23 protein-coding genes are annotated in these 22051 nt (G+C 59.2%); 20 read left to right on the forward strand and 3 right to left on the reverse strand.

Translation table 11 applies throughout. The features are described from left to right. Positions 1 to 613: 613 nt before the first annotated feature. From DW189_RS08575 to DW189_RS08615, 9 genes are all read left to right on the forward strand, one after another. Positions 614 to 1153 (forward strand): peptidylprolyl isomerase, encoded by a 540-nt coding sequence (locus DW189_RS08575; protein ID WP_055202593.1) that lies wholly within the window; start codon positions 614 to 616, stop codon positions 1151 to 1153. Between the two features lie 57 nt (positions 1154 to 1210). Then, the gene (locus tag DW189_RS08580; RefSeq protein ID WP_117507558.1) at positions 1211 to 1414 is read left to right on the forward strand and encodes a hypothetical protein; all 204 of its coding nucleotides are present in this window, start codon (positions 1211 to 1213) and stop codon (positions 1412 to 1414) included. Positions 1415 to 1417: 3 nt separating this feature from the next. Continuing rightward, positions 1418 to 2806: a WG repeat-containing protein gene (locus DW189_RS08585; protein ID WP_117507560.1), complete on the forward strand. Its 1389-nt coding sequence runs from the start codon at positions 1418 to 1420 to the stop codon at positions 2804 to 2806. Between the two features lie 40 nt (positions 2807 to 2846). Next, positions 2847 to 4577, forward strand: a complete 1731-nt coding sequence (locus DW189_RS08590) for a DUF4954 family protein (protein ID WP_117507562.1) — start codon at positions 2847 to 2849, stop codon at positions 4575 to 4577. Between the two features lie 7 nt (positions 4578 to 4584). Beyond that, a complete protein-coding gene (locus tag DW189_RS08595; protein ID WP_032135394.1) occupies positions 4585 to 5442 on the forward strand; it encodes a vWA domain-containing protein in 858 nt (285 codons plus the stop codon). A gap of 2 nt (positions 5443 to 5444) precedes the next feature. Beyond that, positions 5445 to 6452 (forward strand): WG repeat-containing protein, encoded by a 1008-nt coding sequence (locus tag DW189_RS08600; protein WP_117507564.1) that lies wholly within the window; start codon positions 5445 to 5447, stop codon positions 6450 to 6452. 154 nt (positions 6453 to 6606) lie between these two features. Beyond that, positions 6607 to 7539, forward strand: a complete 933-nt coding sequence (gene trxB, locus DW189_RS08605) for a thioredoxin-disulfide reductase (RefSeq protein WP_087403112.1) — start codon at positions 6607 to 6609, stop codon at positions 7537 to 7539. A gap of 6 nt (positions 7540 to 7545) precedes the next feature. Next, the gene (locus tag DW189_RS08610; protein WP_087403110.1) at positions 7546 to 8469 is read left to right on the forward strand and encodes a ribonuclease Z; all 924 of its coding nucleotides are present in this window, start codon (positions 7546 to 7548) and stop codon (positions 8467 to 8469) included. Further along, a complete protein-coding gene (locus DW189_RS08615) occupies positions 8466 to 9227 on the forward strand; it encodes an RNA methyltransferase (RefSeq protein ID WP_117507566.1) in 762 nt (253 codons plus the stop codon). Before DW189_RS08610 ends, DW189_RS08615 begins: the two co-directional genes overlap by 4 nt. A gap of 122 nt (positions 9228 to 9349) precedes the next feature. On the opposite strand, the gene DW189_RS08620 is transcribed toward DW189_RS08615, so the two are convergent. Together DW189_RS08620 and DW189_RS08625 are read right to left on the reverse strand one after the other, a co-directional pair. Beyond that, a complete protein-coding gene (locus tag DW189_RS08620) occupies positions 9350 to 9778 on the reverse strand; it encodes a putative quinol monooxygenase (RefSeq protein ID WP_117507568.1) in 429 nt (142 codons plus the stop codon). 95 nt (positions 9779 to 9873) lie between these two features. Beyond that, positions 9874 to 10233 (reverse strand): hypothetical protein, encoded by a 360-nt coding sequence (locus tag DW189_RS08625; RefSeq protein ID WP_117507569.1) that lies wholly within the window; start codon positions 10231 to 10233, stop codon positions 9874 to 9876. A 360-nt stretch (positions 10234 to 10593) separates the two neighbouring features. Here DW189_RS08625 and pdxA point away from each other — a divergent pair, with 360 nt between their 5' ends. The 10 genes from pdxA (at position 10594) to DW189_RS08680 (ending at position 20091) form a co-directional block, all read left to right on the forward strand. Beyond that, positions 10594 to 11688: a 4-hydroxythreonine-4-phosphate dehydrogenase PdxA gene (pdxA, locus tag DW189_RS08630; protein WP_117507571.1), complete on the forward strand. Its 1095-nt coding sequence runs from the start codon at positions 10594 to 10596 to the stop codon at positions 11686 to 11688. A gap of 2 nt (positions 11689 to 11690) precedes the next feature. Beyond that, on the forward strand, positions 11691 to 12101 hold the full coding sequence (locus DW189_RS08635) for a hypothetical protein (protein ID WP_117507573.1): 411 nt from the start codon (positions 11691 to 11693) through the stop codon (positions 12099 to 12101). 83 nt (positions 12102 to 12184) lie between these two features. Then, positions 12185 to 14137 (forward strand): threonine--tRNA ligase, encoded by a 1953-nt coding sequence (thrS, locus tag DW189_RS08640; protein ID WP_117507575.1) that lies wholly within the window; start codon positions 12185 to 12187, stop codon positions 14135 to 14137. Positions 14138 to 14173: 36 nt separating this feature from the next. Next, the gene (gene infC, locus DW189_RS08645) at positions 14174 to 14794 is read left to right on the forward strand and encodes a translation initiation factor IF-3 (RefSeq protein WP_082426582.1); all 621 of its coding nucleotides are present in this window, start codon (positions 14174 to 14176) and stop codon (positions 14792 to 14794) included. Positions 14795 to 15045: 251 nt separating this feature from the next. Further along, positions 15046 to 15690, forward strand: coding sequence for a hypothetical protein (locus DW189_RS08650; protein ID WP_141417826.1), 645 nt, complete (start codon positions 15046 to 15048; stop codon positions 15688 to 15690). A gap of 120 nt (positions 15691 to 15810) precedes the next feature. Continuing rightward, positions 15811 to 16980 (forward strand): hypothetical protein, encoded by a 1170-nt coding sequence (locus DW189_RS08655; protein WP_022333816.1) that lies wholly within the window; start codon positions 15811 to 15813, stop codon positions 16978 to 16980. Positions 16981 to 16982: 2 nt separating this feature from the next. After that, positions 16983 to 17543: a LemA family protein gene (locus DW189_RS08660; RefSeq protein WP_022333817.1), complete on the forward strand. Its 561-nt coding sequence runs from the start codon at positions 16983 to 16985 to the stop codon at positions 17541 to 17543. Beyond that, a complete protein-coding gene (locus tag DW189_RS08665; protein ID WP_117507579.1) occupies positions 17524 to 17904 on the forward strand; it encodes a hypothetical protein in 381 nt (126 codons plus the stop codon). The genes DW189_RS08660 and DW189_RS08665 overlap by 20 nt, the downstream gene beginning before the upstream one ends. A gap of 451 nt (positions 17905 to 18355) precedes the next feature. Then, positions 18356 to 19321, forward strand: coding sequence for an acyl-protein synthetase LuxE (locus tag DW189_RS08675; protein WP_022333818.1), 966 nt, complete (start codon positions 18356 to 18358; stop codon positions 19319 to 19321). A gap of 119 nt (positions 19322 to 19440) precedes the next feature. After that, the gene (locus DW189_RS08680; RefSeq protein WP_032135401.1) at positions 19441 to 20091 is read left to right on the forward strand and encodes a cytidylyltransferase domain-containing protein; all 651 of its coding nucleotides are present in this window, start codon (positions 19441 to 19443) and stop codon (positions 20089 to 20091) included. Between the two features lie 73 nt (positions 20092 to 20164). On the opposite strand, the gene DW189_RS08685 is transcribed toward DW189_RS08680, so the two are convergent. After that, a complete protein-coding gene (locus DW189_RS08685) occupies positions 20165 to 21046 on the reverse strand; it encodes a hypothetical protein (protein ID WP_018696130.1) in 882 nt (293 codons plus the stop codon). 66 nt (positions 21047 to 21112) lie between these two features. Between DW189_RS08685 and DW189_RS08690 the strand changes: the two genes are divergently transcribed. After that, a complete protein-coding gene (locus DW189_RS08690; RefSeq protein ID WP_117507581.1) occupies positions 21113 to 22042 on the forward strand; it encodes a glycosyltransferase family 2 protein in 930 nt (309 codons plus the stop codon). Positions 22043 to 22051: the final 9 nt, after the last annotated feature.

Below are 22051 nucleotides of genomic sequence, written 5' to 3' on the forward strand. Positions count from 1 at the left end.
AAATGTTTATCTTTAATTATCAATCACTGTAAACCTTTTTCAGGACGGGACACCGCGGTGACGCTGATGTCCGCCATAAATCGGCAAATAAGGTGATAAAAATCCTATTTGCTTTTTTATCAGATATTTCGTATATTTGTATAGAGTTGTTTGACAGGATGAACCTCGATGTAAGTTTATTCAAAACTTGCGTTTCTAAATCATTACCTCATAAAAAAACAACGCCGTAACTTATTCAGTTACAGCATTGCTTTGTAAATCCCCGGAACCCGTTTGTATTCCGGGGATTTTTCCGACAGCCCGCATCCGCAAAACCGGCGATACGGAAGACGGGGACGCGCAGGCTTCCGCCGAGGCACCCCGCGAAAAACAGCCCTGCCGGCACCGTAAGCATTGCGGCACGTATCCGGCCCCGGCATTTCACCCGGGCAGACCCGACGAAACGGGCCGAAAGCAACAGAAGCGGAAAATAATTTTTTTTTTTGCACGATTTTAGCATAATAGGGAGATAAGCTTCCATAAAACCAGATAAATTCCGCAGTAATTGCAAATCCGGAACTTAATTTCTATCTTTGCCAATCAATTACATGCAATAAATCCTAATCAGATTACAATGAAAGTAGAACAGAACAAAATGGTCGGCGTGGACTACAAGCTCACTGTCGACGGACAAATCGCAGACCAGTCGCGCCCGGGACAGCCGCTCGAATTCATCTTCGGGACAGGCATGCTGCTTCCCAAATTCGAGGAGGCAATCCTGGGCAAGGAGATCGGCGAGGCCGTCTCGTTCACCCTCGAGCCCAAGGACGGCTACGGCGAGCTGATCGCCGATGCCGTGGTAGACCTGCCGAAAAATATATTCATGGTCGACGGCAAACTGGCCGAAGACATCCTCTTCGTGGGTTCGCAGGTGCCGATGAGCGACAACCAGGGCAACCGCATGATGGGTATCGTCAAGGAAGTCGGTGACGAAACCGTGAAGATGGACTTCAACCACCCGATGGCGGGCAAGACGCTCAATTTCGACGTCGAGGTCGTATCAGTGCGCGACGTAACGCCCGAAGACTTGCAGGGCGGCTGTTCATGCGGCGACTGCGGGGATGACTGCGGCGGCGGGTGCGACCATGGGGACGGCCACTGCGACTGCCATTAACGAACACGAAGCGGGACTGGAAAGCCCCGCTTTTTTAAACCCTGATCCTGTACGGCTATGACCCTGACCCAACTTACGACGATGATCGGCAGCGGCACCGTCCACGACCTGTCGGGGCGGGAGGTGGAAAACGTCGATTTCAAAAGCAGCCTGCGGAACGCAACCTCAGGCGAAGCCGGCTCGCGGCTTCGCCTTTGCCGCCGTATCCTGCCCTCCGGCATCCCCGTCCCTATCCCCGGCAACCCCATCCGCAACCAATAACCCGTGTTTACGCTGCGACAATACCTCACGACACTGGCCGACACCCACGGATTGACAAAAACCCTGGGCGGCATGGAGGTATGCCGTGACAGCCGGGGCCGCATGTGTTACACCGTAGGCAACAGCGCCATCGTCTTCCGTGTCCGCCACGAAGGACGCATCCGCTCGCTGCGCTGCTACATGCACCCGCCGCGCCACCTGGCGGAAATTTACGGCGAGCGGCTGCTGCCCCAGGAGCTGTACCTCTACGATTCGCCCCGGAGCGGGGTTTGGGTCGACGTCGTGCTGGGCGACTGGATCGAGGGAACGACGCTCCACGAAGCAGTCGCAGAAGCGGCCGCAGCAGAAGACACAGCACGGCTGCGGCAACTGGCCGCGGCGTTCGACCGCCTGGCCGCAGGGCTTACGTCGGACGACTGGGCGCACGGAGACCTCAAGCCCGAAAATATCGTCGTGGATCCCTCAGGGAGGCTGCACCTGATCGACCTCGATGCCATGTACCTGCCGGCATTCGCCGGAGAGGCGAGCCCCGAACTGGGTACCGCAGCCTTCCAACACCCCGCACGGACGATCCGCGACTTCAATGCCTCGCTCGACGACTATCCCGCGGCGCTGATCTCGACGGCCCTCCATGCGCTGGCGCTCGACCCTGCCCTGTACGTACGCTACCCCGATGCCGACGGGCTGCTCTTCTCCCCGCAGCAGATCCGCACCGACGAGGCGCTCCGCGAGGCCATCGCGCTTTTCGAACGCGAAGGGCTGGCCGTGCAGTACCGCATCGCACGGTTGCTGTATGCACCCACGCCCCGTTTGTTCGGGCTGCCGGAGTTGCTGGCATGGGCCGCACGCACTGGCGGGCCCCCGTGCGGCGGGAGAGAAGGCGAAGAGACAACCGGGAATACGGGCGGGGACAAAAGCGGGGACACGGACGGCGGCGCAGAGAGGTATCCAGCCGGAAATACAGGGTGCGGCGCGGACAAGCACACAGGCGGAGGCACAAGAGGTATAACCGGGAATACAGGGTACGGCAGGGACAAGCACACAGACGGGGACACAAGCGGCGGAGAGTTGTTTGCGGGCAAAGACGGAGACGTACGGAACGACGGCGGCGCAGTTTCGCCGGAGCTGTTCGTCGGGAACGGCCTGTGGGGTTACAGGACACCGGAGCGGATCGTCATACCGCCGCTCTACGACTGCGGATTCGACTTTACCGAAGGGCTTGCCGCCGTCAGGGTGGGCCAGGCTTGGCACTACATCGACACCGAAGGGCGCACCCGGATACGATGTGCGGGGTACGAAGCCGTAAAACCCTTCCGCAACGGCCGTGCGGAGGTCATCCGTGACGGCAGGCGGCTGGAAATCGACCGCGCAGGGCGCGAGTTTGAAATTTAGCCGCAATTCGTTATATTTGCATCTGCTAAATACGATTGTGATGCCCCAATTCAGAAATATGACACCGGCGGAAATCGCCGCGGTCGAGTCGCTCGGCTCCTCGGCCGAAGCGTGGTCGCAGGTCTCGGTCGCCGACGATTTCACCCCCTTCCAGTTGCTGCAAAGCCACCTGGAAGGCAAGGTCGTGGTCGGCTCCGGAGCACGCATCATCCGTTCGCGGGTGTGCAACTACCACCTCGGCGAAGGGGCGCTCGTCGAAGGGGTCACGGCACTCGAATGCCGCCGCAGGAGCACGTTCGGGAACGGCGTGGGCGTGGCGACGATGAACGAATGCGGCGGGCGCACGGTGAAGATTTACGACCGCCTTTCGGCGCAGGCAGCCTATCTGATGGCCGTCTACCGGCACCGCCCGCAGACCATGGCGGCCCTGGAAAAGATGGTCGACGACTATACCGAAACCCGCGCCTCGCAGACGGGGAGCGTCGGCAAGGACAGCCGCATCGTCGGCGCCAGGTTCATCCGCGAAGTCCGCATCGGCGACAACGTCACCGTCGACGGCGCCTCCCTGCTCGAAAACGGCACGGTCTGCGACGGCGCGCACATCGGCGTGGATGTCAAGGCCTACGACTTCATCGCCGCGGAAAACGCCCGGATCGACAACGGCTCGATCGTCGAACGCTGTTTCGTGGGCGAAAGCTGCCGGCTGGACAAGGCCTTCACGGCGGCCGAATCGCTGTTCTTCGCCAATTCGCACTGCGAGAACGGCGAAGCCGCCTCGATCTTCGCGGGGCCCTACACCGTCTCGCACCACAAGTCGTCGCTGCTCATCGCGGGCATGTTCTCGTTTTTCAACGCGGGCAGCGGCTCGAACCAGAGCAACCACCTGTTCAAGAGCGGCGCCGTGCACCAGGCGGTGCACCTCAGGGGCTGCAAGTTCGCCAGCGGCGCCTACATCATGTCCCCTGCGCTGGAAGGGGCTTTCACGATGATCATGGGGCACCACTCGTTCCACCACGACACGTCGGCCTTCCCCTACTCATACCTGATCGAAAAGGAGGGGCGTTCGGTGCTCATGCCCGGGGCGAACCTCACCAGCTACGGAGCCGTGCGCGACATCGAGAAATGGCCGGCACGCGACCGCCGCACCATACGGCGCGACGTCATCAACTTCGAAGAATACAACCCTTATATCACCTCGGGAATGCTCAGGGCCGTGGATACGCTCCACGCGATCGCAGAGGAAGACCCCGACGCCCCGACGTACGTCCACCAGAAGGCGATCATCCGCGCGGCGGCCCTCAAACGGGGCATCGGACTCTACAACCGCTTCATCGTGGCGGCGCTGGGCGCGATGCTCGACCGGGGAGAATCGGCGGAACGCTACGACGGCAGCGGCCGCTGGCTCGACATCGCCGGGCAGTATATCACCAAACGCGAAGTCGAGGCCATCCTCGATGCCATAGACCACGGCGAACTGACCTCGCCCGAAGAGGTGGACAACCGTTTCAGGGTCTTTTCCGTCCACTACGACGACTACGCCCACAGCTGGGCCGAAGGGGTCTACGCATCGCTGCTGGGACACATCCCGACCGTGGCGGAGATAGAAGAGGCCATCGCGGCGGGGCGCAACGCCCGCGCGACGATGCGCCGTACGACCGACGCCGACCGCGACCGCGACTGCTCGCTCGACATGGCGGTCAGCTACGGCCTCGACAGCGACGACGAAGGGGAAGTACGCGACGACTACTACTCCGTCCGGGGACTTAAATAGACGCAACATGTATACACAGAGCATCACACGCAACCACCGCACGGCATTCATCCTGGCCATAGACGGCTCGGGGTCGATGGCCGAAAGCATCCTCTTCCGGGGACGCTGCATGACCAAGGCCGAAGCGGTTGCAACCATCACCAACGACCTGCTGTTCGAGCTTGTCGAACGGGCACGCCGCAGCGACGGCGTACGCGACTATTACGACATCGCCGTGGTCGGTTATTCGGGTGACGACGAGGTACGCTCGCTGCTGCCCGGAGGCGAGGATCTGGTGCCTGTCAGCGCCCTGGCGGCACAGGAGATGCCGGTGCACACGGAGGTGATCGAACACCGGCTTCCCGACGGCAGCATCGCCCTGCGGGAGATCCCCGCACCGGCGTGGATCAAGCCCCTGTCGGCCGGGCAGACGCCGATGTGCGAGGCACTGCGCCGCGTGAGGGACATAGCCGCCGGATGGACTTCCCGCACGGCCAACGCCGAAAGTTTCCCTCCCGTGGTCTTCAACATCACCGACGGCGAGGCCACGGACTGCGACAACGAGGAGCTGCGCACGGTCTGCGACCAGATCAAGGCGCTGGGCACCGTCGACGGCAACGTCCTGTTGATCAATATCCATATCGCCGCCGGGGATACCGAACGTCCGGTATTCTTCCCCGAGGCGCACGAAGCCCGGTACACCAACCGGTATGCCTCGCTGCTCTACGACTGTTCGAGCGAAATGCCCGCGGTCTTCAACGAGGCCATCCGCGAAGCCAAGGGCCCGGGTGCGATCCCGCCCTTCCGCGGCATGAGCTACAACGCCTCGGCGGCCCAGCTGGTCGCCATGCTCAACATAGGTTCCATCAGCGTCAAAACCGAATAGAGATGATAGTGACCCTGCAACATTTCTCCCGGGCACTGCTGACGCCCGACCTGTCGCTGGCGACGCTCGCCGACGCCCGCCCCGTTACGGAACCCAACGGCATACCGCGCCTGGTGCGCACGACGCGTTTCGCCGAGGCGGAAGTCGAATGGCGGGGCGAGCGGTGGCTCGTCGCCATGCCCCTCAACCCGTCGGCCATGCCCCGGATCGAACGCACGGTCTCGGCGCTGCGCAAACTCAACACCGGCTACCTGGCGGAATGCCGCATACTGCCGGGCGAAATGCGCTGGCACGACGCCACGGGCGCGGAACGGCACACAGACCTGGTGTTGCAGCACCTGCCTGCGGGGCGGGAGTTCGCCGAAGCGCTGCTCGCCGAGGACAAGGCGACGCTGCTTGCGGCGCTCGACACATTGCAGGCGGCGCTCGGGGAGCTGGAATTCACACACAACAACCTCAAGGAAACGAACCTCCGCTGGCACCGGGGACGGTTCATCCCGATACGCTATTACGATGCCCGCATCGGCACGGCGGAGCTCGGCACGGGTGACAGGGAGGCATTCGCCGCACTCCGGCACAGGATCGCCGAGGCACCCGCGCCCCGCCAGACGGCCAACGACGTCACAGCACCCTACAACCCGCTGCGCAGCCTGACCGGGCACCGCTGGACGAGCCACGTATTCGAAGGGCTGGTGTGCGTGGAGGACGACAACGGATTCGGGTTCGTGGATACGGACAACAACCCGGTGATCCCGGCGCAGTTCGTCTGGGCGGGCGATTTCCGCGAAGGCCGCGCCGAGGTACAGACGCAGACGGGGATGGGGCTGATCGACCGCCGGGGCTGTTACGTCATACCTCCCGAATACGAAATCGTCGACTACGACCCCGCCGCCAGCGTGGTGCATGTGCGCAACAACGGGCACTGGGCGCTGTTCGACTACCTGGGACGCCGCCTCACGGAGTTCCGGACGGAAGTCCCGGAGCCCTGCGGGCCTGAAATTTGCAGGTGACAACGGCAATATTAGATATTTCGCCGTTATCGGCGCCTTCCGGCTGCATTGGCAAACCCGGCCCGGAGGGGCGCTGCCCGGCACAACCGGAAAAGGCGACCGGCGGGACTTCGGAGCATATAATCACGATAACAAATACAAAAAATTACAAGTCATGGAAGAAACGATCAAATGCCTGATTATCGGCAGCGGCCCCGCAGGATACACGGCCGCCATCTATACGTCGCGTGCAAACCTCCAGCCCGTGCTCTACGAGGGCATCGAACCGGGCGGGCAGCTCACGACGACGACCGACGTGGAGAATTTCCCGGGCTACCCCGACGGGGTCAGCGGCCAGCAGATGATGGCCGACATGCGGCGCCAGGCCGAGCGCTTCGGCGCCGAGATCCGCACGGGCACCGCCACGCGCGTAGACCTCTCGTCGCGGCCGTTCCACGTGGTAATCGACGGCCAGACGGAGATCAGGGCCGAAACCCTGATCATCGCCACGGGCGCCTCGGCCAGATACCTGGGGCTCCCCTCGGAGACAAAATTCCGCGGCATGGGCGTGAGCGCCTGCGCCACCTGCGACGGCTTCTTCTACCGCAAAAAGGACGTAGCCGTGGTCGGCGGCGGCGACACCGCCTGCGAGGAGGCCACCTACCTCGCCTCGATCTGCCGCAAGGTCTACATGATCGTGCGCAAACCCCACCTGCGCGCCTCGAAGGCGATGCAGCAGCGGGTGTTCAGCACCCCCAACATCGAGGTGATATTCAACCACAACACCGCCGAGGTACTGGGCGACGAGTCGGGCGTGACGGGCGCACTGCTGCGTTGCAACGACGGCAAGGAGGTGAAGATCGACATCTCGGGCTTCTTCCTGGCCATCGGGCACCACCCCAACACGGAGTTGTTCCGCGACCAGTTGCAGCTCGACGCCGAAGGCTACATCAAGGTCGAACCGGGCACGTCGATAACCAACATCGAAGGCGTCTTCGCCGCGGGCGACGTCCGCGACCCGCACTACCGGCAGGCCGTCACGGCGGCCGCTTCGGGCTGCATCGCGGCCATCGACTGCGAGCGTTTCCTGTTAAGCCGGGCCAACTAAAAACGCATGAGTTTCAGCGTCACCATACTGGGGTCTTCCTCCGCGAAGCCCACCCTGAGCCGGCATCCGTCGGCGCAGGTGGTCAACGTGCACGAGCAGTACTACCTGGTCGATGCGGGCGAAGGGGTACAGCAACAGTTGATCCGTTACGGCATCAACCCGCTCAGGCTGCGTGCCGTGTTCATCTCGCACCTGCACGGCGACCATGTATTCGGGCTGTTCCCGCTGATCTCGACGCTGGCGCTCTACGGCCGCAAGACCCCGCTGCGGGTATTCGCACCGGCACCGATGGGCGAGATTCTGGCCTGCCACCTCAAATATTTCGACAGCGAACTGCCCTACCCGGTCGTATGGACGGAGGTCGACACGACCAAGCATGCGCTGCTGATGGAAAACCGTACGCTGGAGGTGTGGAGCATACCGCTGCGCCACCGCGTGCCGACGGCGGGGTTCCTTTTCCGCGAAAAGGAGCCGGCGCTGAACGTCGACAAGTTCAAGATTACGAAATACGGGCTTTCGGTCGCACAGATCACCGCCGCAAAGCGGGGCGAGGACGTCACGCTCTCCACGGGAGAGGTGATCCCCAACGGGGAACTGACCTACCGTCCCTACGCCCCCCGGTCGTACGCCTACCTGTCGGACACCAACTTTTCGGCCAAGGCCGCAGCGCTGGCCGCAGGCGCCGATCTGATGTACCACGAGGCGACCTACGCCGCGGCAGAGCAGAAGGCGGCCCGGGAGCGCGGACACTCGACGGCGGCCGACGCGGCCAAGGCAGCCCTGAAAGCCGGGGCGAAGCGGCTGGTGATCGGGCATTACTCGTCGCGCTACAAGGATGAAAACATGCTGGTCGAAGAGGCCCGTGCGATCTTCCCCGAAACCTACCCTGCCACCGAAGGGGTGACGTTCACCTTAGAAAAACAACGATGACAAAAGCCGACATACAACTCGTCCGCGCGCTGGCCGGCAAACGCGGGCGCACGGAGCACGGACTGTTCGTCGCCGAAGGGGAGAAACTCATCGGCGAGCTGCGCACGTCGCACCTCGTGGTACGCAAGATATTCGCCCTGGAGGGCCTGTTCGCAGGGCCGGAAGTCGAGGTCGTCGGCACGAAGGAGATGGAGCGGCTGTCGCTGCTGAAAACAGCCTCCAACTCGCTGGCGCTGGTCGAAATACCGCATTACGGACTGGATATGCGGGCTCTCGCGGGACGGCTGACGCTGGCGCTCGACGACGTCCAGAACCCGGGCAACCTGGGCACGATCGTCCGGCTGGCCGACTGGTTCGGCATCACGGACATCGTCTGCTCGGAGGCCTCGGCCGACTGTTTCAACCCCAAGGTCGTGCAGGCCACGATGGGCGCCATACTCCGCGTCAGGGTGCACTACACCGACCTGGGAGGGTTCCTGCGCCGAGCCGCGGACGCCGGGCTGCCGGTGTGCGGGACTTTCCTGGAGGGGGAGAACATCTACGGGGCGTCGCTCCCGGAGGCAGGGATCGTCGTCATGGGCAACGAGGGGCGCGGCATTTCGGACGCCGCGGCCGCGACCGTCACCCGCAAATTGTTCATCCCGCCTTACCCGGCCGACCGGCGGGGTTCGGAATCGCTCAACGTGGCGATGGCGACGGGGATCGTCTGCGCCGAATTCCGGCGGCAGGCAGGCACCGGGGGCCCGGGACAGGCGTAAAGGAGCAAAAAACAGAAGGACGGAGCCGCAAACAGAAAAGGGCAATTCCCGTCATAACGCAGACGACGGGAAAAACCTGAAATCGACGGGTGGGGCCACGGACAGACAGGCGGCACCGCTATTTACCGGGTACCGACCGTCTGCCGCAACTCCAAACCGGGCATAAGCGGAACGACATCGACGAGTTCGAGCGAAAGCACCATATCGAGGGTGCCCTCCTTGTATTTCCGGAAATGGGGCGTCGTGATATGGCTTTCATAGGCCGCACGGTCGACATAAATCTCCAGGATCGTCACCTGCCCGGGCGCCTCCTTCGCCGCGACGGCATAGAGCGCCAACACGCCGGGTTCGAGACGCAGCGAAGCCTCGATCTCCTCCTGTAAAAAAGCGTTATAGCCGGCCAGGCGCGCCGGATCGACCGTGATTTTCGACAGCCGCACCAACTGCTGCCCCGCAACCGGGGCCTCCGGCCCTTTCGGGGGTTCCTGCGCTTTGGCGGCGGAAAATGCAAGCAGGCCCGACAAAAGCATGAACAAACCTTTTTTCATCATTGCATTTCAATTATTATCGGGTTAACAAGAGCCGCCCGTCCCGGTTACGGGAGGGCAAAGCAGGACACCGGAAACCATACCACGCATTCGACATCTCACACCGGGTCGGCACACCGTTCACGCAGCCCGGCAACAATGCGGCGCACCGATTCCAGGGCTTCGGCACACCGCTCGGGCGGCAGAAGGCGCGCCGCATCGAGCCGTTCGATGCTCCGCAGGAGGCACTCCACGGCATAGCGCATTTCGTCCAGCTCGATCCCCGAGGCGGCAGCAAGGTCGGTAGCAGCCAGCCGTGTCACCGCGGAACGGGCGCAGAGGTCGAAATCCGCGACCAGGGCATTGCTTCTGCGGCGGTCGTAGGGCGGAATCCAAAGGGTCTCGAACATCAGCCGGAAAACCGCGGCGACCAGGATCGGGTTGTTTTTCCGTGTAATTTTTTTTGCGCAAGGTTCCATCTTTCAGAGCTGTTGCTCGGAAAAAAGCGCGGGCAAAGATACCGAATCCACCATCGAGGTATTGGACGACCTGTAACGTAGAATGCGGCCAATGCCCACGCCGAAAAACAGCGAGAGCATCAACCTTTGTTCCTTACGCTACACGAAAGTGTCCAATTTCCGATGGTAAGAAAAAAGCCGATGCGCCTTTATCCGAATATGTCGGCAACCCTAACAGGCTGCATAAGACAAAGGTAGGAAAAATAAGCCCATCCGCAAAACATTCCGGGCCGCAGGAATGCAAAATTTCATTTAAATTCGATCCGGCGCATTGCCAATTCTGAATAATATGTATCTTTGTAAGTTGAAATATATGTATCTATGTCTGAATGCAAACTCAAAATAGGCATCACGCAGGGAGATCCGAACGGCATCGGCTGGGAGGTGATCCTCAAGGCCCTTTCCGACCCGCGCATGACGGAGCTCTTCACGCCCGTCGTCTACGGTTCGCCCGCGGCGGCGGCCTATTACCGAAATACGCTGGGCGACACCGAACCGGTGGCGTTCAACACCGTGCCCGCGGCACGCGACGCCCGCCGCGGCAAGGCCAACCTGGTCGCATGCGGGGAGGCCGGGCAGCCGGAGCCGGGCAAGGCTTCGCCCCAGGCCGGACGCGCGGCGGTCGAAGCGCTGCGCACGGCGACGCAGGATTTGAAGGAGGGGACGCTCGACGCCATCGTCACGGCACCCTTCAACAAGGAGAGCGTGCAGGGCGAGGATTTCAGCTACACGGGCCACACCGAATTCTTCGGGGCGGAGCTGGGCGGGGAGCCGATGATGATCCTGTGCAGCGACGTGCTGCGCGTAGGACTGGTCACCAAGCATATCCCCGTGTCGGAGATCAGCCGCAGCATTTCCAGGGAGAAGATCGTGCACGACCTGCACACGCTGCGCCGCTCGCTCATCGAGGATTTCGGCATCGTCGAGCCGCGCATCGCCGTGATGGCGCTCAACCCCCACGCCGGGGACGGCGGGCTGCTCGGACACGAGGAACAGGAGATCATCCGCCCGGCCATCGTCGAGGCATTCAGACAAGGCGTGCTGGCATTCGGCCCCTTTGCGGCCGACGGGCTGTTCGCCGGGGGCGGATACGCCAAGTACGACGGCATCCTGGCCATGTACCACGACCAAGGGCTGGCGCCGTTCAAGACGCTCTCGCCCGATGGCGTGAACTTCACGGCGGGGCTCGCCAAGGTACGCACGTCGCCCGACCACGGCACGGCCTACGACATCGCGGGGCAGGACAAGGCCGATGCGCAGTCGATGCGGTCGGCGATCTACGCCGCCATCGACATCGTGGAGCACCGGCGCGCCTGGGCGGAATGGAGCCGCAACCCGTTGCAGCGCGCCGAACGCGAAAAAGGCGGCCGCGACATCTCGGTCAAAGACCTGCCGCAGACCGAACGGGAGGATTAGTTATGACGCCGCTGAAAAAGATCCGCGTCGGGGCCGGGTTCGTGGCCATATGGGTATTGCTCGGAGGAGCATGGCTCTGCGATTACTTTTTCGGCGACACGGAGTTCTGGAAGCTGGCATCCGGGGAACTGACCGTACTGCTGGGTATCGGCGCCGGGACGGCGATGATCCGGGAAGGGCGCCGCGGACAGGAGGCTGTAAACGCTGCGGCCAAAGATGCGGGAGCCGGGAAACAGGCGGCCGAAGAAACACGAACCGGAGAGACACAGACCGGGAACACGGCGGCCAAAGACGCGGGGATTGCAGGGCCGGCGGTCGGAGAAACACAGGCCGGAGAAACACAGGCCGGAAACACGACGGGCAAAGGCACGGCAGCACGCACAGCGCGGCAGCCGGAAGAGAAAAAACGATAAACACCGGGCAACCCGGAAGCGTATTCCGTCTCGTAATTGTGGAAGCGCCGAAGGCCCCGAAAACTTAACTTTATAAATTTTTTATGATCAAAATCACTTTTCCCGACGGTTCGGTGAGGGAGTTCGCCAAAGGGACGACTGCCTTCCAAATCGCAGAGAGCATCAGCCCTCGTTTAGCTGCTGACTCCCTGGCGGCCTCGGTAAACGGCGCAACCGTGGACATGATGCGCCCGATCGAGGAGGACGCCTCGGTCAAATTCTACAAATGGGAGGACGAAGAGGGCAAGCACGCCTTCTGGCACACCTCGTCCCACCTGCTGGCCGAAGCCCTCGAGGCACTCTACCCGGGCATCAAGTTCGGTATCGGCCCGGCCATCGAAAACGGCTTCTACTACGACGTCGATTCGCCGACGCCGATCACCGAGGCCGACCTGCCCAAAATCGAGCAGAAGATGCAGGAGCTTTCCCGCAACAAGGAGCAGCTCATCCGCCGCGAAGTCCCCAAGACCGAAGCACTCAAGACCTTCACCGAGAAGGGCGACCAGTACAAGGTAGAACTGATTACGGACTTGCAGGACGGCACCATCTCATTCTATACCAACGGTGCGTTCACCGACCTCTGCCGGGGGCCGCACATCCCCAACACGGGCTACATCAAGGCCCTGAAACTGACTTCGGTAGCCGGGGCATACTGGCGCGGCAACGAGAAGAACAAGATGCTGACCCGCATCTACGGCATCTCGTTCCCCAAGAAGTCGATGCTCGACGAATACCTCGTGATGATGGAGGAGGCCAAGAAGCGCGACCACCGCAAGCTGGGCAAAGACCTCGAACTGTTCTGTTTCTCGCAGCGCGTGGGACAGGGCCTGCCCCTGTGGCTGCCCAAAGGTGCCGCACTGCGCGACCGTCTGGAGCAGTTCCTGCGGGGCGTGCAGAAGGAATACGGCTACCAGCAGGTGATTACCCCGCATATCGGCAACAAGGAATTGTACGTGACCTCGGGCCACTACGCCAAATACGGCAAGGACTCGTTCCAGCCGATCCACACTCCGATCGAGGGCGAAGAATACCTGCTCAAACCGATGAACTGCCCGCACCACTGCGAAATCTACCGTTCGAAGCCCCGCTCGTACAAGGAGCTGCCCGTCCGCCTGGCGGAGTTCGGCACCGTCTACCGCTACGAGCAGTCGGGCGAGCTGCACGGGCTGACGCGCGTACGCGGGTTCACGCAGGACGACGCTCACCTGTTCGTACGTCCCGACCAGCTGCTCGAAGAGTTCGAGCGCGTGATCGACATCGTGCTTTACATCTTCAAGACGCTGAAGTTCGACAACTATACGGCACAGATTTCGCTCCGCGACCCCAATAACAAGGAGAAGTACATCGGTTCGGACGAGAACTGGGAGAAGGCTGAGAGCGCCATCATGCAGGCAGCCAGGGAGAAAGGGCTCACGACCGTCGTGGAGCTGGGCGAAGCCGCATTCTACGGCCCGAAGCTGGACTTCATGGTCAAGGATGCCATCGGCCGCAAATGGCAGCTGGGCACCATCCAGGTGGACTACAACCTGCCGGAGCGTTTCGACCTGACGTACAAGGGCGCCGACGACAAACTGCACCGCCCGATCATGATCCACCGTGCGCCGTTCGGCTCGATGGAGCGTTTCGTGGCCGTGCTGCTCGAGCACACGGGCGGCAAATTCCCGCTGTGGCTCTCGCCCCAGCAGGTCGTGGTACTCCCGATCTCGGAGAAGTTCAACGATTATGCGCAGAAGGTGGCCGAATACCTGAACCGCAACGACGTCCGCACCGAAGTCGACGACCGCAACGAGAAGATCGGCCGCAAGATCCGCGACAACGAACTGAAACGCGTCCCCTACCTACTGATCGTCGGCGAGAAGGAAGAGGCCGAGGGCCTCGTATCCGTTCGCGCACAAGGCGAGGGCGACAAGGGCCAGATGACGATGGAAGCGTTCCGCGACCTGATCGCCGGACTGGTCAAAGAGGAGATCGACGCCAACAAACTGGAAAAGAAATAAAAGAACACATTATTAACTTAACTAATACGTACAACTATCGCAGCACCGAAACCATTCCCGCCGAGGCCGTTTACCCCCGGGAATAACAGACCGAAACCGGCAGCCAATGCCAACAACCGCTTCGGGCGCCGTCCGCCCGTCAAGGAGAACCCCCACCGGATCAACAACGAGATCACGGCTCCGGAAGTGCGTGTGGTCGGCGACAACGTCGGCCAGCCGCAGGTTCTGCCGATCCGCGATGCGCTCAAACTCGCCGACGAACTGGAACTCGACCTGATCGAGATCTCTCCGAAGGCCGAGCCCCCCGTATGCCGCATCGACGATTACCAGAAATTCCTTTACCAGCAAAAGAAGAAAGCCAAGGAACTGAAGGCCAATCAGACGAAAGTGGTCGTGAAGGAGATCCGCTTCGGGCCCCAGACCGACGACCACGACTACAATTTCAAACTCAAGCACGCGCAGAACTTCCTCAAGGAGGGGGCCAAAGTCAAGGCTTACGTCTTCTTCCGCGGCCGTTCGATCGTCTTCAAGGAGCAGGGCGAAATCCTGCTGCTGCGCTTTGCCACCGATCTCGAAGAGTTCGCCAAAGTGGAGGCGATGCCCCGGCTCGACGGCAAGAAGATGAACATGATGCTTGCGCCGAAAGTGAAAAAGTAACAAATGACAAGCGGCCGCAGGCCACGTAATACCCGTGAAAACAACGACGGCGGAACGGAGATATCCGGGCCGCAGGTTGTTGTTTTCGCATTTACAGGAATGGGCAGCCCGGATCATGTCGTTCTGCTCCGGCGCCCAGTTCCTCTATCTCCTGGAACATATCCCGCAAGACAACTTTATGAGCGTTTTGGATAACCGAATATCGAAAACTATTCCCGATCTTTATCTGATAAATGATTAAACTGAAAAAAATGATGAAGAAATGGTTATTATCCGGATGTCTGCTGACTTTGATGGCCTGCGGACAAGTGCCGCAGGAGCGGATCGATTCACTGAAGGAGACCATCGCCGATTATGAAGAGAACGGCGCAGGAGCCGAAATGCCGGAAGAATTCCGTGCATTGCAGGAATCGTTTGCCGAGGTGGAGAGATCGGTGGAAGCCGAAAAAGAAAAAATGTTCAGCAGCTACTCCGCAGTCGAACAGAAGATGGCACAGATCGAAAAACAGTTGGACGACATGGCGTTTACCATCAACGCGCGGAGTGACCGATTTCAGAAGGTGTATAAAAAATTTGCGAGGGAGGTCAGCCTGGGGCTCCTCATGTACGCAAGCCTGCCCAAAGACAAAGCCCGGAGCCTGCCCAAAGAGATGAAGGACGATTTGCAGCGCGCCCTGCAGCCTGCACTCCTGCTGAGAGAACTCATGAAAGCCGAAACCTATGCGCAAAAACATGAGATACTGGATCCGCACGTCGAAAAAATGGAGAAATTGAACCAAACGATGAAGCCCTGGCTTTCGGAGCAGAAATACGACGAGATCCTGAAAAAAGTCGAAGCCCAGCTGAAAAAGACAAATCTCAGCGACGACAGCCAGATCGGGTTCGGGGCGTTTTAAACATCCCGGCCTTTATCCCGCACGGAATCGGACGCAATCCGGTCTTGAACCCGTCCGACTTTTGCGTGTCTTTTGCATCCACAAAAGCGTGAAAAACTGAATACAAGAAATGTTTCGTAAATGAAGGAACTTATCAACTTTTTGACAGATTGGGGCGATATAAGTGTTGGAGTGGTTTTTGTTCTGATACCATTTTCGGCTTTTGTGGCGCTTTTTCATCATGTTATTTTAGGCGGAATATACGGTTGGGACTATAAACCTAAATGGCTTCTCTTTGTTCTGGAACCAACTCTTGTATGCTTCTTAGGGGTTATTAAACCGGGCTTTGGCTTGTGTGCGTTGGTGCTTCTTTTTGTACTTACTTTTGTGTTGGCTATTGTCGGCCTTATCATAATGCCTTTGGTGAGGAGATTAAGAAAAGTCAAAGCTGAATACCGGAAAACCGGAAAAAAAGTTTCCGTCTTCACTGCGGGCAAAGTAACGGGAACTTATATATCGGGGATTATTGGAATGCTCGTTATTATGTTTATTATGGAAGTCTCGTTGCCGCTAATATTTTTGGTGGTATTTATTATCCTTCCTCTTTTCGCGCTGAAAAATCCCGGGGGTGACCGTCATTTTATGCGTTTACAGGCAATATTGCCTACCTCTCCTATACGTTCTGTGGCTATGGGGCTTGCCGAAGTGGAAGGAATAGTTGTTCCCGGAGGAAAACTCATTGCTCCTATCGGTGACACGGAGTGTATTGCATACGAATACGAAATAGAAGATATAGACCACGACAGCGAAGGACGAACTTCGTATACCACCGTTCACAGCGAGAATAAATGCAACGCATTCTCCATACAGGACGAAACGGGCATATTGGACGTTACACCCGAAAAGCTGAATCTTTTGTGTCTGCCCATAAACAAGCGGTATCAAAAAGAAGGAAAGCGATACACGCAGCGGTTGTTGTTGCCCGGCGATAAAGTACTGCTTATAGGAATGGCAGATACACGAGGAGGCAAAACGGTTTTCCGGTACGAAGAAACGAAGAAGGTATATACGCTCATGCCTTCACAAACACTCAACAAATACAACAGGGCAAAGCCGCTTATCAATAGTCTGATCTGTTATACCTCCGTTTTGGGTATTATCGCTTCACTGATACTGCTTTGTCACATCGAATACCGTGACGGAGAGTTGCAAATAAACCTGCCTTTCGGCAACAAGGGTATTTCATCCGGTCAGTATGGATATATACTCCCTTCCAATCAAGAAAAAACAATCATCTTTAAGCATCAGTGAATATGGGAATTATTATTGCTTTCGTTATTTTGGGAGTTATCATTGTCGGCATTGTCTCCGGAGGCGTTGCCATTTACAACCGGTTGGTTATGCTGAAGTACAATGTAGATAAAAATTTTGCCAATATCGATGTAATATTAAAGCAGCGTGTAGATGAAATACCCAACCTTATTGCTGTGGTAAAAAAGACACAGGGATACGAAGAATCGCTGTTAAATCAGCTTACAGAGCTACGAACCGCTTTTCTTTCCTCTCGCTCTACCGATGAAAAAGTACAACTGGCTAATGAAGTCGGCAAACTGCTAAATTCCTTTTTCGCCGTTTCGGAAAACTATCCCGAGCTGAAAGCTGTGGAGAGTTTCCGCACCCTCCAACTTCGGGTGTCGGATTTGGAAGATATGCTTTCCGACCGCCGCGAACTCTACAATGAAAGCGTGAATATGTATAATATCGGTATTCACGAAATGCCCGCCTTGTTGTTTGCCCGTCCAATGGGTTATACTGACAAACCGTTGTTGCACATATCTGAAGAGGAGAAAAAATATGACGGAATTCGTTTCTGATATTCTAAATTATCTGCAAAATAACGAGAATGCCCAGGGAGTTGTAGTTGCATTGGCTGCGTTTGGCGTACCTTTATTCTCGTTCCTCTTGTATCTCTTGTTTCGAATACTGCGGATCAAGGTGGGGGCGATGGCAAGCAGAGCTTTGGCGGCATTAGTCACGGGGTATACGTTTTTCGGGTTTATTACGCAAATAATTCTCCTTTTCAGCGGTGTGCCTGCTCTTAAAATGGCACTCATTTGGCTTGCCATGATAATTGTTTACGGAATATTTGTCCTTTTTAATCGTAGAATGATATACAAAATATTGTCTACTTTTAACGAAACAAAGAACAGCGGACAAGAGTCATTAGAATCATAATACATATCCGTATTATTTCTTTGCTTTCCCTCCAATTTTCACATGCACCTTTTTTGTCTCCGCTCTGGTTACGGGCCAGACCACGACCACAATACAACTTACAGTCCTTAGGGAAATGCACGATGCCCTTGCCATAGACTTCAGCGGATTCCTTAAAGCCTTTGAGATCGTCTTTTTTCGTGCTGTCTCTTCCGCCTTCCGAAAATTCGGTTACATTTATAGATGAAACAGCCTTTGAAAGCGTGTAAATCAGCTCTTTGAAAACCATCTGAAACTTTTCCGCCAGCTCAAAAAAGTAACAGGATAGTAACGTAATTCCGGTTTGAGTTGGCTTTTTGATGGTTTTACTTGGCTGCGCCCGTTTGTCCAATCTTCGTCTAAATCGCTATTCGACAGTCTTATCACACCGGTTTGCTCTCACTTTCATTTTTATTTCCTATCTTTACACTCGATGAGCACACCCGACGACATATTCCGCATCGCGGACGAGGCGGCATTCGAAGCGGCGGCGCTGGAGGTATTCCGGCGCCAGGCTGCGGAATGCGCGCCCTACCGCGAGTATCTGTCCCTGATCGGCGTACAGCCCGGGGAGGTGCGGACGGCGGATGCGATCCCCTACTTGCCGATCGGGCTTTTCAAGACCCACGAAGTGTATTGCGGCGGCCCGGAGCCCGAAGCGGTCTTCACTTCGTCGTCCACCACCGGCATGACCCCGTCGCGCCACCCGATGCGCTCGCTGTCGCTCTACGAACAAGCGTTCCGCGCTTCGTTCCGGACGTTCTACGGCGAACCGGCACGGTGGAGCCTCTACGCACTGCTGCCCAACTACCTGCGGCGCAAAGGCTCGTCGCTGGTCTACATGGCCGACCGGCTTTTGTCCGACTGCGGCTCGGGCGGCTTTTACCTCGACGACCACGAAGCCCTGCTGGAGGCGATGCGCCGCGACCCCAAGCCCAAGATCCTGCTGGGCGTGAGCTATGCGCTCTGGGATTTGGCGGAGCGTTACGCCCCGAAGCTGGACGACACAATCGTCATGGAGACGGGCGGCATGAAGGGATACCGCGAGGAGATCCCCAAAGCGGAATTCCACAAAATCCTGTGCGACGCATTCGGAGTAGACAGGATACACTCCGAATACGGCATGGCGGAACTCACGTCGCAGGCCTACTCGCAGGGCGGGAATATCTTCCGCTGCCCGGCCTGGATGCGGGTCGCGGCACGCGACGTGAACGATCCGTTCGACCGCCTGCCGGCAGGCTCCCGCGGCGGGCTGGACATCGCCGACCTGGCTTCATGGTGGTCGTGCGCCTTCATCCAGACCCAGGACGTGGGGCGCGTGGCTGCCGACGGGGCGTTCGAGGTAGAAGGGCGCATCGACCACAGCGACATCAGGGGTTGCAACCTGCTGGTGCAATAATTTACCTGCAAAGCTCCCGGCCACAGTCCGCGGGCCGGTGTCCTTCGCGGGACTCCGGCAGCAGCGACCGACAAGAGGGGGGGGGCATTGACACAGACCGACAAAAAAGAGAGATAGCGATGAAAACAGTAGCATTCGTCCCCTTACGCCTCAACAGCCAGCGGGTAGCGGGCAAAAACCTCCGCCTGCTGGGCGGCGAGCCGCTGATGTGCCATATCCTGCGGACGCTCGCCGGCATCGGGGAGATCGACGAGGTGTACGCCTATTGCAGCGACGAACGCATCTGCGAATACCTCCCCCGAGGCGTGCGTTTCCTGCGCCGCAGCCCCGGCCTCGACCGCGACACGACGCTCGGGCGGGAGATCTACGACAGTTTCACGGCCGACGTCGAGGCCGACCTCTACGTGCTGGCGCACGCCACCTCGCCGTTCATCCGCGCGGAGACCGTGGCGGACGCCCTGCGGCACGTGCGGTCGGGGGAGTACGATTCGGCGTTCAGCGCCGAGAAGATCCAGACCTTCGCCTGGTTCGAAGGCCGGCCGCTCAACTATGCGCTGGACGACATCCCCCGCACGCAGACCATAGAGCCGGTCTATATCGAAACCAGCGCATTTTTCATTTTCCCGCGCACGCTCTGGTGCGGCCGCGGACGCCGCATCGGGGAAAAACCCTACATGGCTGTCGTAGACCGCATCGAAGGGCTGGACATCGACAACCCCGAGGATTTCACGATGGCCGAGATCATCGCGGCAAGCCGGCGGCTGGGGTAGGGAACGGGAATCCGAGATGAGCATAAAAAAGCGACCTTTTCCAGGTCGCTTCCTTTATTTCAAAAAGGCGGCGTTACTCCGCCCCGCGTTCGTAGGCGTCGATCATCGAGCCGCGGGTGCGGTTGACGATCCGCGCACCGAGCGACGCGGCATAGTCGCGCAGCACCTCGTGCCCGCGGAAGAGTTCGGCCACCTCGGCCAGGTATACAGACATCGTATAGGGCACGTGCGGCACCTTCATGTAGATGGGCTGCGGAGCCGGGGGAAGGGTATCGTAATAGTGGCGGTCGGCACGGCACAGGCGGTTCGCATCGTCGACGCATAGCCCGTCGAGCAACGTATGATCCACCCCGTAGAGCTCGATCCGCCGGTAACCCAGTAACAGGGCGACGTATTCGCCCACCTGCACGACCGTGCCGAAATTGGCGCTGCCCAGGCCGTGGCGGAAAAGCCAGAAGCCGACGCTGCCAAAACCGCGGTAGACCTGCGTATGGAAGCGAACGATGCGGATACGGGGGTTGGGCAGCGCGGCGCGGTAGTCGAACTTTTCGGGATTATAGAACTGTACGTAGAGCGTCATCGGCCACGTGACCTTGCTATCGAGCGTGCGGTAGAGCGCGGCCACGCGGTCGCGGCATTCGCTGTCGCGGAAGAACATCGGGTCGGAAAGGACGTAATAACCCGGTCTGACCACCTCGAAGCGGTCGTCCTCGGCAAAAAAGTTGACCGCCATGAAATCCTTCGCCTCGTATTCGCGGCGCGCTATCAATCGCGGCAGGTCGTCCGACAACGAAGGGCCGTTGCCCAGAATGACCATCCCGCGCGACGGGTCGCCCGTCGGGCCCGCACGGCGGATATAGTTGCGGAAATTCTCCTTGACGGCCATCACGGCGAAGTAAAGCGCCGTGTCGAACGTATTGCGGATGAATGCGATGAGCTTCTCGGATGCGGTCATGAACAGGGTTTTATTTGCAAATGTAGCAAAAGATCGGTATCTTCGCAAGAAACCAAACCGCAACAAATGGCATCGGCAACCATCTCGGTCATCATACCCCTCTACAACAAGCAACGCGAAATCGGCGACACCCTACACTCGGTGCTCGCACAGACTTTGCAGCCCACGGAGATCGTCGTCGTGGACGACGGATCGACGGACGGGAGTGCCGGCGCCGTGCGTGCCATCGCATCGCCGCTCGTGAAGCTCGTCACGCAAGCGAACGCCGGGGTCTGCGCGGCACGCAACCGCGCCATCGCCGAGTCGACGGGCGACCTGATCGCCCTGCTCGACGCCGACGACACGTGGGAACCGGGATTCCTGGAGGAGATCGCTTCGATGGCGGCCGAATTCCCGGACTGCGGGATTTATTCGACAGCCTTCAACATCGTCAGCCATGACGGGCGGTTCCCCGCCCCCACCCCCACAGAGCGCGGCGTGGTCGCCGACTTCTTCCGCGACTCGGCGCACCGTTATATCTCGATCCCGTCGGCCAGCGCCGTCCCGCGCGCGGTATTCGAAACAGTGGGCGGATTCCCCGAGGGAATGAAGATCGGCGAGGATCTCTACATGTGGATCAAGATCGCCCGGCGCTACAAGGTCTGCTTTTCGCCCAAGCCGCTGGCAAACTATTCGAAGGTGGCCTCGAACCGGTCGTCAGCCATCTACACGCCCGAGCGGACGCGCTACTCGTTCGAGGAGCTTTACGACCCGGCGGCGGCAGACGGATACAACGAGTTCGTGGCCCGCGCAGCCCTGGGAAAAGCGCTCATCATCAGTGCAAAGGGGGGCACGAAGGATGCGGCGAGGGCTATCCGGTTCTTCGGCTACACGAAGACTTACCGCCGCACGCTGCACAAGGTACGCATCCTCAACGCCCTGCCCCGCAGCTGGCGGGGGCCGCTGATCGGGCTTTACAACAGCCTGGCCTGGCGCATCGCCCGGAAAGGGCTCTGAGCCCCGAAA

This window comes from Alistipes sp. AM16-43 (assembly GCF_003435745.1).
Lineage (GTDB): Bacteria > Bacteroidota > Bacteroidia > Bacteroidales > Rikenellaceae > Alistipes > Alistipes onderdonkii.